Source organism: Streptomyces decoyicus (assembly GCF_019880305.1).
In the GTDB taxonomy this organism is placed as follows: Bacteria; Actinomycetota; Actinomycetes; order Streptomycetales; family Streptomycetaceae; genus Streptomyces; species Streptomyces decoyicus.
This window is the reverse complement of record NZ_CP082301.1, coordinates 3201399-3215953: the sequence shown is the minus strand read 5'-3', so window position 1 is coordinate 3215953 and position 14555 is coordinate 3201399. Positions and strand designations below refer to the sequence as shown.

General features: G+C 71.9%; 13 protein-coding genes. 9 read left to right on the top strand and 4 right to left on the bottom strand.

The window, feature by feature from the left end; all coding sequences use genetic code 11:
- Positions 1-4: 4 nt before the first annotated feature.
- On the bottom strand, positions 5-745 hold the full coding sequence (locus K7C20_RS14065; RefSeq protein WP_053209857.1) for a GntR family transcriptional regulator: 741 nt from the start codon (positions 743-745) through the stop codon (positions 5-7).
- Between the two features lie 290 nt (positions 746-1035).
- On the opposite strand from K7C20_RS14065, the gene K7C20_RS14060 reads away from it, so the two are divergent.
- Genes K7C20_RS14060 through K7C20_RS14045 form a run of 4 tightly spaced genes read left to right on the top strand, consistent with a single transcriptional unit; the run spans position 1036 to position 5066 of the window.
- On the top strand, positions 1036-2184 hold the full coding sequence (locus K7C20_RS14060) for an extracellular solute-binding protein (protein ID WP_409351307.1): 1149 nt from the start codon (positions 1036-1038) through the stop codon (positions 2182-2184).
- Between the two features lie 43 nt (positions 2185-2227).
- Entirely contained in the window at positions 2228-3121 is an 894-nt protein-coding gene (locus tag K7C20_RS14055) for an ABC transporter permease (RefSeq protein ID WP_053208914.1), read from the top strand.
- Positions 3109-4017 (top strand): ABC transporter permease, encoded by a 909-nt coding sequence (locus K7C20_RS14050; RefSeq protein ID WP_030083417.1) that lies wholly within the window; start codon positions 3109-3111, stop codon positions 4015-4017. Before K7C20_RS14055 ends, K7C20_RS14050 begins: the two co-directional genes overlap by 13 nt.
- On the top strand, positions 4014-5066 hold the full coding sequence (locus K7C20_RS14045) for an ABC transporter ATP-binding protein (protein ID WP_030083416.1): 1053 nt from the start codon (positions 4014-4016) through the stop codon (positions 5064-5066). Before K7C20_RS14050 ends, K7C20_RS14045 begins: the two co-directional genes overlap by 4 nt.
- Before the next feature lie 172 nt (positions 5067-5238).
- Here K7C20_RS14045 and murA read toward each other — a convergent pair whose 3' ends face one another.
- Positions 5239-6585 carry a UDP-N-acetylglucosamine 1-carboxyvinyltransferase gene (gene murA / locus K7C20_RS14040; RefSeq protein WP_053208913.1) on the bottom strand — a complete coding sequence of 449 codons (1347 nt, stop codon included), beginning with the start codon at positions 6583-6585 and terminating at the stop codon, positions 5239-5241.
- Between the two features lie 297 nt (positions 6586-6882).
- Here murA and K7C20_RS14035 point away from each other — a divergent pair, with 297 nt between their 5' ends.
- On the top strand, positions 6883-7554 hold the full coding sequence (locus K7C20_RS14035; RefSeq protein WP_053208912.1) for a YqgE/AlgH family protein: 672 nt from the start codon (positions 6883-6885) through the stop codon (positions 7552-7554).
- 233 nt (positions 7555-7787) lie between these two features.
- Positions 7788-8468, top strand: a complete 681-nt coding sequence (locus K7C20_RS14030) for a hypothetical protein (protein ID WP_053208911.1) — start codon at positions 7788-7790, stop codon at positions 8466-8468.
- Here the strand turns inward: K7C20_RS14030 and K7C20_RS14025 are convergent.
- Positions 8465-9421 carry an IS481 family transposase gene (locus K7C20_RS14025; RefSeq protein WP_222892712.1) on the bottom strand — a complete coding sequence of 319 codons (957 nt, stop codon included), beginning with the start codon at positions 9419-9421 and terminating at the stop codon, positions 8465-8467. The two genes, K7C20_RS14030 and K7C20_RS14025, sit on opposite strands and share 4 nt — an antisense overlap.
- Positions 9422-9525: 104 nt before the next feature.
- Positions 9526-10539 (bottom strand): LysR family transcriptional regulator, encoded by a 1014-nt coding sequence (locus K7C20_RS14020; protein ID WP_053209746.1) that lies wholly within the window; start codon positions 10537-10539, stop codon positions 9526-9528.
- Positions 10540-10670: 131 nt separating this feature from the next.
- Between K7C20_RS14020 and K7C20_RS14015 the strand changes: the two genes are divergently transcribed.
- The 3 genes from K7C20_RS14015 (at position 10671) to K7C20_RS14005 (ending at position 14437) form a co-directional block, all read left to right on the top strand.
- Positions 10671-11852, top strand: coding sequence for an MFS transporter (locus K7C20_RS14015; protein ID WP_053209764.1), 1182 nt, complete (start codon positions 10671-10673; stop codon positions 11850-11852).
- Positions 11839-12132: a DUF3039 domain-containing protein gene (locus K7C20_RS14010; RefSeq protein ID WP_026169910.1), complete on the top strand. Its 294-nt coding sequence runs from the start codon at positions 11839-11841 to the stop codon at positions 12130-12132. The genes K7C20_RS14015 and K7C20_RS14010 overlap by 14 nt, the downstream gene beginning before the upstream one ends.
- Before the next feature lie 649 nt (positions 12133-12781).
- A complete protein-coding gene (locus K7C20_RS14005; protein ID WP_053209747.1) occupies positions 12782-14437 on the top strand; it encodes a beta-N-acetylhexosaminidase in 1656 nt (551 codons plus the stop codon).
- Positions 14438-14555: the final 118 nt, after the last annotated feature.

Here is a 14555-nt window from a genome sequence, read left to right as displayed (position 1 = left end):
GGGGTCAGTCGGCCTGGGTGCGGGCCAGCGGGTTGGCCTGGGTGGAGTTGCGGACGGTGAAGACCACCGCGCCGGGGCGGTAGCGGTCGTCGGAGGTCTCGACCGGTCGGCCCTCCGCGGTGGTGGTGGTGCGGCGTACGCGCAGCAACGGGCTGCCCCGTCGCACCCGCAACTCCCGGGCGTCCACGGTGCCCGCCGCGAGGGCGTCCAAGTGGTGCTCGCCGTGGGCGAAAACCAGGCCGCACGAGTCCAGGAGCGCCTGGGTGACCGATTCGCAGGCGGCCGGCAGCTCCTCGACGGCCTCGGCGATCCAGCCCGCGTAGACCGTGCGCTCCAGCAACACCGGCTCGCCGTCAAGGGTCCGCAGCCGCAGCACCCGCAGCACTTCGGCGCCCGGCGCCAGTTGCAGCAGCGCGGCCTCCTCCCGGTCGGCGGTGCCCCGGTCGCTCTCCAGGACCTGGCCGCCGGGGGTGTGGCCGCCCGCGTGCGCCCACTGGGCGAAGCTGCGCAGTTCGGTGAAGCTCTGGCTGGGCGCGGTGCTCAGTACGAGATGCCGGGCGCCCTGGCGGGAGCCGATCAGGCCTTCGGCGAGCAGCGCGGACAGCGCCTGGCGGACCGTGCCGCGCGAGACGCCGTGGGTGGCGGCGAGTTCGGTCTCCGAGGGCAGTGCGCTGCCCACCGGGAGCCGCCCGTCGGTGATCTCCCGGCGCAGGGCCTCGGCGATCTGTTGGTGGCGTCGGGTCAACAGGGCTCCTCGCGGCCTGGTCAGGACGTGGCCGGCGGTCTGGCTCCGGGGCTGCGGACAGGGTCGGAACGATCGGGTCAGCTGTGCACAGGTGTAGATATCCACGCAGTCACGGGGTATGCGTCTAACCACTGCGCCAAACTCTAAACCTTTTCCATTATAACGCTTATGACCTGCGGTTTTTATGTCGCCAGGGGTTTATTTCGAGTCCATCTTGCGGTTAGTTTGACGGGGCTTACTGACGGCAGCTTGTTCATACAGGTGGGCTGCCAAAGATCCAGGAGTAACCAGTGAAGCGACCCCGACCGGCCCCCGCGCGCCGGGCGCTCGCCGTCGGCATCGCGGTCCTTGTGGCCGCCACGGCCGCCGGCGGCTGCGGCTATGCCCCGGCCGCTGTCACCGGCAAGGCGGCCACCGCCCGGTCGGCGGCCGACCTCGGCGGCATGGGCGCGCTCGTCAAGGCGGCCAAGAAGGAGGGCCGGCTCAACGTCTATGCGTTGGCCCCCGATTGGGCGAACTACGGCGAGATGATCAAGACCTTCGAGCGGAAGTACGGCATCGAGGTCAACAACGAGAACCCCGGCGGAAGCAGCCAGCTCGCCCTCGGCGCCGCCGACAAGCGCCGCGGCCAGGACCGCGCCGTCGACGCCCTCGACCTGGGCACCGCGTTCATGCGCAACGCCCAGGGCAAGCGGCTGCTCGCGCCGTACAAGGTGACCGGCTGGCCGGGCATCCCCCGCGCGCAGAAACAGGCCGACGGCTCGTACCTCAACAACTACGGCGGCTACATCTCCATCGGCTGCGACGCCCACGCCGTCAAGAAGTGCCCCAGGACCCTCGCCGAACTGCTGCGGCCGGAGTACCGCAACAAGGTCGCGCTCAACGGCAACCCGGCCGAGTCGTCCTCGGCGTTCTCCGCGCTCTTCGCCGCCGCGCTCGCCAACGGCGGCTCCTTCGACGACGTCCGGCCCGGCCTGGAGTTCTTCAAGAAGCTCAAGCAGCGCGGCAACTTCGTGCCGGTCGAGTCCTCGCCGGCCACCATCCGCAAGGGCGAGACCCCGATCTCCCTCGACTGGGACTACCTCAACCTCGGCTACCGCAAGGAACTCACCGCCAAGGGCGTCGACTGGAAGGTCACCGTGCCGTCCGACGGCCAGTACTCCCAGTACTACAACCAGGGCATCAACGCCTACGCCCCGCACCCCGCAGCCGCCCGCCTGTGGCTCGAATTCCTCTACAGCCCCCAGGGCCAGAACATCTGGCTGCGGGGCTACTCCCGGCCCGCCCTCCTCGACCGGATGGAGAAGGACGGCACCGCCGACAAGAAGGCCGCCGCCCGCCTCCCCGAGGTCCACGGCACCCCCCGGTTCCCCACACCGGAACAGGAGGACGCCGCCAAGGTGGCCATCAACGAGGGCTGGGGCAAGGCCGTCGGCTGACCCCCCACACACCCCCTCCCCGCCCCCTGGAGACCTCCCGCGCATGAGTGACCGACCCACGACGGCCGCCGGCCCGCCCGGCCGCCCGACCCGCAGAACCGGCCGCCTCCACTGGCCCGCCGTCGTCCCGTTCTTCGCCTTCCTCGCCCTGTGCTTCGGCCTGCCGGCCGGCGCCCTGGTGTACGGCGCCTTCACCGCCACCGACCCGGCCACCGGCGACAGCCACGCCACCCTCGACAACGTCCGCCAGTCGCTCAAGGGCATCTACGCCACCGGCCTCGGCGGCAGCGTCCAGCTCTCCTTGATCTGCGCCCTGCTGGCGACGCTCTTCGGCACCCTCATCGCCCAGGCCGTCGTCGGCTCCCGGCGCCCCGCCCTGCGGCGCGCCGTGGTCGCCGCCTCCGGCGTGCTCGCCAACTTCTCCGGCGCCCCGCTCGCCTTCGCGTTCGTCGCGACGCTGGGCACCACCGGCACCCTCACCCGGCTGCTGTCCCTGGACCGCACCGGCTTCAGCCTCTACACCACCGCCGGACTGGTGCTGGCCTACCTCTACTTCATGATCCCGCTGATGGTGGTGACCGTGCTGCCCGCGCTCGACGGGCTGCGCACCCAGTGGCGGGAGGCCGCCGCCTCCTGCGGCGCCACCCGCGGCCAGTTCTGGCGGCACATCGGCATCCCCGTGTTGCTGCCCTCACTGCTCGGCGGCGCGGTGCTGCTCTTCGGCACCGCCTTCGCCTCGCACGCCACCGCCGCCGTCATGGTCGGCAGCTCGGTGCCGCTGATCACCGTGCAGATCTCCAACGCACTGGCCGGAAACGTCCTGGTCGGCCAGGAGAACCTGGCCCTCGCCATGAGCCTCAACATGGTCGTCATCGCGCTGCTGGTGATGGCCGTACAGATACCGCTACAGCGCAGGAGTGCCCGATGGCTGGGATGACCACCGCCGCGCAGCCACCCGTGGCACCGCCCTCGGACCGCGCCCCCGGGCAGCGCCCCGCACCCCCCGCCCGCGGCCGCCGCCCCTACGGACGCCTCGTCGTCCTCCTCGTGGCGTTCCTCTACTTCGCGATCCCCGTCGCCGCGTCCCTCTGGTTCACCGTCGACGACCCCGTAAAGGGCTTCTCGCTCGACGTCTACACCGGCCATCTGGTCTCCGGAGACATGCTGGGCAGCCTGCTGCTCTCCGTCGAACTGGGCCTGGCCACCGTCGCGCTGGGGCTGCTGCTGGTCGTCCCCGCCATGGTCGTCGTGCATCTGCGGCTGCCCCGGCTGCGCCCGCTCGTCGAGATCCTGTGCATGACGCCGCTGGTCGTCCCGCCGATCGCGCTGGTCGCCGGCGTCAACACGGTGCTGTCCTGGGCACCCGGCCTGGCGCGGACGCCCTTCTACCAGACCCTGATGGTCATCCAGAACGAGCACTTCCCGCTCGTTCTCGTCCTGCTCTACACCGTCATGTCGCTGCCGTTCCTCTACCGCTCGCTGGACGCCGGACTGCGCGCCGTCGACCTCAAGACGCTGGTCGAGGCCTCCCGCAGCCTGGGCGCCGGACGGCTCATGACCCTGGGGCGGGTGGTCGTGCCGAATCTGCGGCCCGCCGTCGTCAGCGGTGCGGTCCTCAGCCTGGCCATGGTGCTCGGCGAATACACCGTGGCCTCCGTGCTCGGCTACCGGCCGTTCGCCGTGTGGATGGTGGAGGTCGGCATCGAGGAGGCCGAACTCGCCGGGGCCGCCGCCATGCTGAGCCTCTTCCTCACCTGGGGCCTGCTGCTTCTGCTCACCCTCCTGGCGGGCGGACGGACCCGTCGTACCCGCCGGCAAAGGAAGACGTCATGACCGTACCCGTACAACTCAAGGGGCTGCGCCGGAAATTCGGCGCGACCACCGCGCTGGACGGCCTCGACCTGGACATCGCGCCCGGCGAGCTGGTCGCCCTGCTCGGCCCGTCCGGCTGCGGCAAGACGACCGCGCTGCGCATCGTCGCGGGCTTCGAGACCGCCGACAGCGGCGAGCTCACCATGGACGGCCAGGACGTCACCCACGTCCCCGCGCACCGCCGCGACATCGGCATGGTCTTCCAGTCCTACAGCCTCTTCCCCAACATGACGGCCGCCCAGAACGTCGGCTACGGCCTGCGGGTCCGCAAGTCCTCCACCGCAGAACGCACCGCCCGCGCCGCGGAGTTGCTGGAACTGGTCGGCCTGCCCGGCCGCGAGGACCACTATCCGCACCAGCTCTCCGGCGGCCAGCAGCAGCGCGTCGCCCTGGCCCGCGCGCTCGCCGTCCGGCCGCGCGTGCTCCTCCTCGACGAACCGCTGTCCGCGCTCGACGCCAAGGTGCGGCTCAGCCTCCGCGAGGAGATCCGCCGCATCCAGCTCGAACTCGGCATCACCACCGTCTTCGTCACCCATGACCAGGAAGAGGCGCTGTCCATGGCGGACCGCGTCGCCGTGATGCAGGGCGGACGGCTCGAACAGTGCGCCGCACCCGCCGAGTTGTACGAGCGCCCGGCGACACCGTTCGTCGCGGAGTTCGTCGGCACCATGAACCGCCTGCCCGGGACGGTCCGGGACGGCGGGGTGGTGGAACTGTTCGGCCGCCGCCTGCCCATCCACGGGGCGGCGCCGGGCACCGAGGGCCGTACGGTCGACGTACTGCTACGGCCGGAAGGCCTCGCCATCCGTACGGACGCGGGCGCGGAGGGGATGTCCGCGACCGTACGGGTGGCGACCTTCCTGGGCGCCACCACCCGTCTGCACCTGACCACCGAGACCGGCGTCCAGCTCAAGGCCGATGTCCCCAGCTGGGAGGCGGGCGGCCTGACACCGGGCGCCCGGTGCACGGTCACCCCGCACGAGAAGCCGGTGCTGGTGGCGGAGGGCTGAGCTGGGGCTTCGCGGTACGGAGTCCTGCCCCGTCCCGCGATACGCCGCGCGCCCTGGCTCCCCTCCGGGGGGAGGGGAGGCAGGGCGCGCGGGTGGGGCGGGGGAGCGGTGCAAACCGCACCTCAGCCCTCAGTTGGTCAGTGCTCCGCCCTCGGCCGGGCGTCGTCCGCCCTCAGTTGGGCAGTGCGCCGTTCGGCAGTTCGACATCGGCGCCCAGCTCGACGAGCTTCTCCATGAAGTTCTCGTAGCCGCGGTTGATCAGGTCGATGCCGTGCACCCGGGAGGTCCCCTGCGCCGCCAGCGCCGCGATCAGGTACGAGAAGCCACCGCGCAGGTCGGGGATGACCAGGTCGGAGCCCTGGAGCTTGGTGGGCCCGGAGACGACCGCGGAGTGCAGGAAGTTGCGCTGCCCGAAGCGGCAGGCGGAGCCGCCCAGGCACTCCCGGTAGAGCTGGATGTGCGCGCCCATCTGGTTGAGCGCGGAGGTGAAGCCGAGCCGGGACTCGTAGACCGTCTCGTGCACGATCGACAGGCCCGACGCCTGGGTCAGCGCGACGACCAGCGGCTGCTGCCAGTCGGTCTGGAAGCCGGGGTGGACGTCGGTCTCCAGGGCGATGGCGTTGAGCAGGCCGCCCGGGTGCCAGAAGCGGATGCCCTCGTCCTCGATCTGGAAGGCGCCGCCGACCTTGCGGAAGGTGTTGAGGAAGGTCATCATCGACCGCTGCTGTGCGCCGCGGACGTAGATGTTGCCCTCGGTGGCCAGCGCCGCGGACGCCCAGGAGGCCGCCTCCAGGCGGTCCGGGAGGGCGCGGTGGGTGTAGCCGTCGAGCTTGTCGACACCGGTGATCCGGATCGTCCGGTCGGTGTCCATGGAGATGATCGCGCCCATCTTCTGCAGTACGCAGATGAGGTCCTCGATCTCCGGCTCCACGGCGGCGTTCGACAGCTCGGTGACGCCCTCGGCCAGGACGGCGGTCAGCAGCACCTGCTCGGTGGAGCCGACCGACGGGTACGGCAGCCGGATCTTGGTGCCGCGCAGTCGCTGCGGGGCCTCCAGGTACTGCCCGTCGGCGCGCTTCTCGATCGTCGCGCCGAACTGGCGCAGCACGTCGAAGTGGAAGTCGACCGGCCGGCCGCCGATGTCGCAGCCGCCCAGGCCCGGGATGAAGGCGTGGCCCAGCCGGTGCAGCAGCGGGCCGCAGAAGAGGATCGGGATCCGTGAGGAGCCCGCGTGCGCATCGATGTCCGCGACGTTGGCGCTTTCCACGTGCGACGGGTCGAGGATCAGCTCGCCCGGCTCATCACCCGGGCGCACCGTGACGCCGTGCAGCTGGAGCAGCCCGCGCACCACCCGTACGTCGCGGATGTCGGGCACATTGCGCAGCCGGCTGGGGCCGCTGCCGAGCAGGGCGGCGACCATGGCCTTCGGCACAAGGTTCTTCGCACCGCGAACCCGGATCTCGCCCTCGAGCGGGGTGCCGCCGTGGACAAGCAGTACGTCGTCAGTAGAGACGGTCATGGATCTCGCGTTCCTGGAGACGGGCAGGGGCCAAGCTGAAATGGTAAGGGCGGGCGGGGGTGAGTCCGTAGGCCCGTGCAGCCTCTGTGCATGTAATGGCTTTGCCACAACACGCTCCGCTACGATCCGCCTTTGATCTGTAATCGCCCTTTGACTGAAAATGCGGGGGAATGTCTTGAATGGCCTATCCGGCGCCGACGTTGTGCGCCGGTGCTGCCGCCGTACGCCCTGCCCTGCTCTCGGCCGGGTCCGGGCGTTGACTCCCCGCTCCGGGCAGAAGTGCGGGATCATGTGGCCATGACCGAGGTGTCCTCGCTCACAGGGCGGCTTCTTGTCGCGACCCCCGCGCTCGCCGATCCGAATTTCGACCGCGCGGTGGTGCTGCTCCTCGACCACGACGAGGAGGGCTCCCTCGGCGTGGTCCTCAACCGCCCCACGCCGGTCGGCGTCGCCGACATCCTCGCACCCTGGGCCGCGCTGGCCGGTGAGCCCGGGGTGGTCTTCCAGGGCGGCCCGGTGTCGCTGGACTCGGCGCTCGGGGTGGCCGTGGTGCCCGGCGGGCTGTCCGGTGAGGGCGGTATCCCGTCGGTGGACAGTGGCGCCCTGGCCAACGGTGGCGGCGCGGAGACGGCCGGCGTGCCGGCCGCGGACCGGGCGGACGTCCAATCGGGTGACGAGCCGCTGGGCTGGCGCAGAGTGCACGGTGCGATCGGCCTGGTCGATCTGGAGGCCCCGCCGGAACTCCTCGCGGCGGTGCTCGGCAGCCTGCGGATCTTCGCCGGTTATGCGGGCTGGGGGCCGGGCCAGCTGGAGGACGAACTGGTCGACGGTGCCTGGTACGTCGTCGAGTCCGAGCCCGGCGATGTCTCCTCGCCCGACCCGGAACAGCTGTGGCGCGCGGTGCTGCGCCGGCAGCGCAACGAGCTGGCGATGGTGGCCACATATCCGGACGATCCGTCGCTGAACTGACCCTCGTCGGGATCCGTTTCGCGCCGTTCCCGGGCGGGTGAGGGGCGTGGCCGGGATCCGGATCGCGGCGGACGACGGGCATGTCGGCGTCGCCACATTTTTGTTGACGACTTGATTATTGTGACGGCTTCGTCATGGGGAATTGTCAGCCCTCGTCGCTATCGTTCGAGACGACAGGGGACGGTGCGCGGTCGCGTCGGCGGGACCGCGCTGGACAAGCGGGGGAGAGCGCCATGCACAGGCCGAGTGTGCCCGAGGACCTGGATCACCCGGAGCGCCTGTGGGCGCGCGCCGCGACGCTGGCGGTAGTGGCGGCCGCCATGGACGACGGGGACGAATTCTCCTGGGGCGAGCTGGGATTGCAGTGCTGGAACGGCGGCGGAAGCTACTGGTGGCGGCTGAAGACGTTCGAGGACGGCCGGGCCCTGCTGTGCGGCCAGGACTCGGACGGCAGCCATACGCACAGCGGCAGCCGGCAGATCGACTTCCTGGACGGCGGCCCCGAATGGCTGCCCTGGGAGCAGTTGCGCGAGGACGCCGAGGGCAATCTCTTCGGGTTCGTCTACTGGTGGCAGGACGGCGCCTGGGCCCGCGCGCCGTACCCCGAGAAGATGCCCGACGACGGCCTGGAGATGGCCATGAGCTGGGTCGCGCCCGGTGACGACGCGGTCCGGGACATCGTCGAGGACCTCGTGGCCCGCACGGAGACCGAGGTCGACGCCCTGGCGGCGGTCCGGGCCTTTCTCGCCGCAGCCGAGGCCCGCAGCGTCGGCGCCGAGGACATCAGCACGCTCCTGGACGCGGTCTGCGGCCAGGATTCCTGGTACGAGGTCCGGCCGGACGCCGCGCTGGCATTCGCCGCGAAGCTGGGCCTGACGGCCGGGGCGCGGGGCGGGATGGCGGTGGCTTCCTAGGTGTATTGACCCGCAGGGTTGTTCACGCGGGTGATGGGTGGCTGGCCTGCGAGTGCGGTGTGGCAGCGGTGGTGGTTGTAGGTGTGAAGAAAGCCTGGCAGGGCTGCTGTGCGTTCGTCGTTGCTGGTGTAGGGCCGGGTGTAAGCCCACTCGTCGGCCAGGGTGCGATGGAAGCGTTCGACCTTGCCATTGGTCTGTGGCCGGTAGGCACGTGTGAGCTTGCCTGTCGCGCCGGGACGGGCCAGAGCCTCGCGCCAGGCAAAGCTCTTGCGGTAGGGCCAGGCGTTATCGGTCAGGACACGTTCGATGCGGTCGATGCCCGCGGTCTTGAAGAACGCTGCGGCCCTGTCGAGGAAGGCCGCGCAGGTGGTGGCATTCTCGTCGCCATGGACCTCGCTGTAGGCGAGGCGGGTGTGGTCGTCGACGGCGGAGGGGACGTAGTCGAAGCCCATGCTGCTGCGGGTGACACGGCCGGCTTGGCGGCCGAGGACCTTGTGGCCACCACCGTCGGGGATCCGGCCGAATTTCTTCACGTCGACGTGGACCAGTTCGCCGGGGCGGTCACGTTCGAATCGGCGGATGACCTGCCCGGTGGGCCGGTCGATGAAGGCCAGGCGGCTCAGACCGTGGCGGGTCAGGACGCGGTGCACGGTGGAGGCGGGCATTCCCAGAATCGGCCCGATGCGGGCCGGTCCGAGCTTGCGGCTTGTGCGTAGGTGGCACACGCGTGCCTCGTCTGCTGCCGAGGTGCGGTGCGGGGTGCTGTGCGGACAGCTGGCGCGGTCGCGTAGCCCCACATCGCCTTCCGCCACGAACCGCCGGACCCACTTGTGAGCTGTGGTGCGTGAGACTCCCATCTCGGCTGCCACATGAGCCACGGGCCGACCGGACCGAACACGGTCGACCAGCAGCCTCCTGCCGTGAACAGTGAGCCGGGCATTACGGTGGGACACGAAGACCTCCGTTGTGTGGTGAAGCCTAGACACCTCCACCACACCGGAGGTCTTCGCCATTGATCAAGCCTGGCGACTGTTAACAACGCTCGTGATCAATACACCTAGGGCGTGTCCGGGGAGCACCCGCCAGGAGTGGTGGGCCCCTCACCGGCCGTCGCCCGGCTCCGGGCTCCCAGGGCGAAGAAGCGCTCGGCCGGCGGATGGGCGTCGCGGGCGGGCAGCGCCAGGTGGACGGGCACGGCCGGCGCGTTCTTCAGGCGGAGGTAGCGGATCCCCGGGTGGGTGTGCCGCTGGGCCACCGGCTCCGGGGCCACCCCGACCCCGTGCCCGGCGGCGACTGCTTCCAGCCATTCATCGAAATTTCCCGCGGTGCAGGCAAGTTGGGGCTGCCGGCCGGTGGGCCAGAGCTCGGGCCGGGTGCTGCCGGTGACGGTGTTCACCACCAGCGGCAGCTCGGCCAGCTCGGCCCAGTCCAGCACCCGGCGCCGGACCACGGCCCGAAGGGCGGCCGCCTGGGCCGCCGTGAGGCCGTCTTTTCCGGCGTGGCCCGGCGCGCGCCCGGCCGTACGGCTTCCCGCCGCGAGCGGTGTACGGGGCACCGCGGCCACCCGTGGCTCATGGAGCAGGACCGTGGTGCGCAGCCCGGCGTCCCGGGGGACCTCGCCGCGCAGCACCACGATGTCCGCATCCCCGGTCTCCAGCCCGGCGAGCGGGGAGTCCCGGCGCACCAGCCGCACCCCGGCCCCGGTCGCCGCCTCGAACTCCGCGGTGAGCGCGGTGCAGGCGGCGGGCAGCAGCGAGGTGAACCCCAGCCGCAGGGGTGCGGGCCCGGTGGGCGAGCGCAGCGCGGCGGCCAGCCGGGGCAGGAGCGGGGCGAGATCGGCGTAGAGCCGGCGGCCGGCGTCGGTGAGCTCGACCCGGCGGGTCGTACGGTCCAGCAGCCGGGCCCCCAGGGCGCTCTCCAGCGCGCGCACGGTCCGGGTCAGCGCGGGCTGGCCGATCCGCAGCCGGTCGGCGGCGTGGGTGAAGCTGCGCTCCTCGGCGACGGCGACAAAGCCGCGCAGATGCCGCAGTTCGATGCCGTCGAGGCCGTGGAGTGTGCTGTCGTCATTCATGCCGCGCCAGCATAAGTGCACCCCGCCGGGCATTTCCCCGGGCATCCGGAGACTCCCTACGTTTCACCCGTCGGTTCACCCCGGGGACGGGACCTCCCCAGTACCCCGGACGATCACGGGAGTTGAGCACGGTGCGCAAGGTCGGGCTGCTGACGCTGGGGGCCTTCACCCTCGGTCTGGACGCGTATGTGATGGCCGGGGTGCTGCCGGTCCTGGCGGACGACATCGGGACCCGGGTGTCGCTGGCCGGCCAACTGGTCACGGTCTTCACCCTGGCGTACGCGCTCTCCGCGCCGTTGGTCGCCGGGCTGCTCTCCGGCGTACGGCCCCGTGCGCTGATCCTGGCCGCGCTGGCGGTCTTCACGCTCGGCAACAGCGCGACGGCGCTGGCCCCCTCGCTGGGGACGCTGCTCCTCGCCCGGGGCGTCGCGGGGGCCGGTGCCGGGGTCTACTCGGCGCTGTCCACGGCGGCGGCCGCCGCACTGGTGCCGCCCGAGCGGCGCGGCCGGGCACTGGCCCTGGTGATGGGCGGCATGAGCGCGGGCACCGTACTGGGCGTACCGATCGGGGTACTGCTGGCCGAGCACACCGGCTGGCGGGCCACGATGTGGCTGCTGACGGGGCTCGGCGCCGGCGCGCTGGCCGGGCTGGCGGCGCTGCTGCCGCCGGTCCCGGCCGAGCCCGTGGTGCCGGTACGCGCCCGGCTGGCGGCCCTCACGGACCGTGCGGTGGCCCCCGTCGTGGCGGTGTCCTTCCTGGCCGCGGTGGCCAGCCTCGGGCTGTACACCTACCTTGCGCCGGTGCTGGCCGCGGCGGGCGGTGTCGGCGAGGTGGCCCCGTACTTGTGGGCCTGGGGCGCCGGCGGGGTGCTGGGCAGCGTGCTGGCCGGGCCGCTGGTGGACCGCACGGGGCGGGCGCGGATGCTGACCGGAGGGGTGCTGGCGGTGATCGTGCCGGCGCTGGCGCTGCTGCCGGTGCTGGCCGCCGCTGCGCTGCCCGGCGCGGTGGTCGCGCTGGTGGCGTGGGGTGCGGCGGGCTGGGCGCTTCAGGTGCCCCAGCAGCACCGGTTGCTGGCGCTGCGCGCCGAGCGCGGCACCATCGCCCTCGCCCTGAACAACTCGGCCCTCTATCTGGGCAGCGCGGTCGGCTCGGCGCTCGGCGGGCTGGCGCTCGGGGCGGGGCTGGCGCCGTACGCGCTGCCGTGGGTGGCCGCCGGGGTGGCGGCGACGGGTCTCGCGCTCCACCTGGCGGCGGGCCGACGCTCCCGGGTTGCGGCGCGCGTGAGTACCCTTGGCTGTTATGAGCACTCTTGAGCCCGAGCGCGGGGCAGGTACGGGGACCCTCGTAGAGCCGACACCGCAGGTGTCGCACGGCGACGGCGACCACGAGCGCTTCGCCCACTACGTCCAGAAGGACAAGATCATGGCGAGCGCGCTCGACGGCACCCCCGTCGTGGCGCTGTGCGGCAAGGTCTGGGTCCCGGGCCGCGATCCGAAGAAGTACCCGGTCTGCCCGATGTGCAAGGAGATCTTCGAGTCCATGGGCGCCGGTGGCGACAAGGACAAGGGCGGCAAGGACGGCGGCAAGAAGTAGGCAGCCGCAGGCCGTGACGCCCGGCCGGCCACGGCTGGTTGCCGCCGCGTGAGCACAGCGGAGCCGAAGTGCCGCAGAGCCGCCGGGCGCAGTCGTCCGTCATCAGGTGGCGGCGTTCCGCCTCGGGTACGGGCCCGGGTCCCCGCGTGGACCGGGCCCGTCGGCATTCCCGTCAGGAGGTCTTCCGGCGGGAAACCCCGCCTGGGCCGGTGGCCGCTTCCGTGCCCGGCGAGCGGGCGGCTGTTTTCGGCGGGTGAGCGGGTGGCTGCCTTCCGGCCCGTGAGCGGGCAACGGTCCGGTGCCGGGGCACAACCGCCCGGTGCCGGGGCACAACCGCCCGTGATCTTCCCTGAATTGCGCGGTTTGGTCACCGCCCCCGCCCGCTTGCGCTGGTCATCTCCGGCCCCGCGCCACCGCACTGCTGTGCGCCACGTCCCTCACCGGCACCACCGTGCACTCCACCCTGCCCTGGCACGGCCGGTCCTCCGCACCTTCACGCCGAACCGGAACGAGCGGGGAACGAGCGGGGCGCGATGATGGCAGCATCGACCGTGACGACCATCCCCGCGCTGGTCTTCTTCGTGCTCCTCTTCGTACTCGTACAGGCCGACCGGTCCCGGGCCGGGCGGCACGGTGAAGGACGGACGGCATGCCGGACACAGACCCCACCCCGACGGCACCGGGCGGCGGCCTGGTCCCGGCGCCCCTGAGCATCGACGGGCCCTACCGCAGCGCCGTCCGCCTGGGCGCGGACACCACGTTGGCGGCCGCACCCGGCACCGAGGACACCGCGCGCTGGCTGCGCACCACCCTCGGCGCGGCCTTCGGCCTGGCGCTGCCGCCCGGCTCCGACGGGGCGACGGACACCCTTGCGCTCACCCTCGACCCGGCCCTCCCCGCGGAGGGCTACCGGCTGGAGGCCGAGCCCCGCTGGGGCGTACGGATCACCGGCGGCGGCCCGGCCGGCGTCTTCTGGGGAGCGCAGACGCTGCGGCAGCTCCTCGGCCCGCACGCCTTCCGCCGGGCGCCGCTCGCCCCCGGGCGCGCGGCCGTCCTGCCGCAGCAGACCATCGAGGACGGTCCCCGCTTCGGCTGGCGCGGCATGCTGCTCGACGTCGCACGGCACTTCCTGCCCAAGGACGGGGTGCTGCGCTGCCTCGACCTGCTCGCCGCCCACAAGCTCAACGTCCTGCACCTCCACCTCACCGACGACCAGGGCTGGCGGATCGAGATCGCGCGCTACCCGAAGCTGACCGGGACCGGCGGCTGGCGGGAGCGCACCAAACTCGGTCACCGGGCCTCCCCCCTCTGGGACGAGCGCCCGCACGGCGGCTACTACACCCAGGACGACATCCGCGAGATCGTCGCCTACGCCGCCCAGCGGCATATCACCGTCGTGCCCGAGATCGACATCCCCGGACACTCGCAGGCCGCCATCGCCGCGTATCCGGAACTCGGCAACACCGACGTCATCGACACCACCTCCCTGAAGGTCTGGGACACCTGGGGCGTCAACCCCAACGTACTGGCACCCACCGACAACACCCTGCGGTTCTACGAGCAGGTGCTCGAGGAGGTCCTCGCGCTCTTCCCCTCGCCCTTCGTGCACATCGGGGGCGACGAGTGCCCCAAGGACCAGTGGCAGGCGTCCGCCACCGCCCAGGCGCGGATCGCCGAGCTGTCACTGGCCGGTGAGGACGAGCTCCAGAGCTGGTTCATCCGGCACTTCGACCGCTGGCTCGCCGACCGCGGCCGCCGCCTGATCGGCTGGGACGAAATCCTGGAGGGCGGACTGGCCGAGGGTGCCGCGGTCTCCTCCTGGCGCGGCTACGCCGGGGGTATCGCCGCCGCGAAATCCGGCCATGACGTCGTGATGTGCCCCGAACAGCAGGTGTACTTGGACCACCGGCAGCATCACTCCCCGGACGAGCCGGTGCCGATCGGCTTCGTACGGACCCTGGAGGACGTCTACCGCTTCGAGCCGGTACCACCGGAGCTGACCGCCGACCAGGCCGCACACGTCCTGGGCACCCAGGCCAATGCCTGGACCGAGGTCATGGACAGTCAGCAGCGCCTCGACTACCAGGTGTTTCCCCGGCTGGCCGCGTTCGCCGAGGTCGCCTGGTCGCGGCTGCCCGCACCGGCCGACCGCGACTACCAGGACTTCACCCGGCGGATGGCCGTCCACTACGCCCGCCTCGACGCCCTCGGTGTCGACTACCGCCCGCCCGGCGGCCCCCTGCCCTGGCAGAAACGGCCCGGCGTGCTCGGACGCCCGATCGACGGGGCGCCCCCAAACGTGTGAGCCCCGGTGCAAGGAGGGCGCTCGCGCGGCCGGACCCTGGGACGGTGGTGCGGTACGGCGGTCCCCCCGCACCGCTGTGCCGCCGTACCGGGCGGCATTGCCGTACCGACGGTGTGCG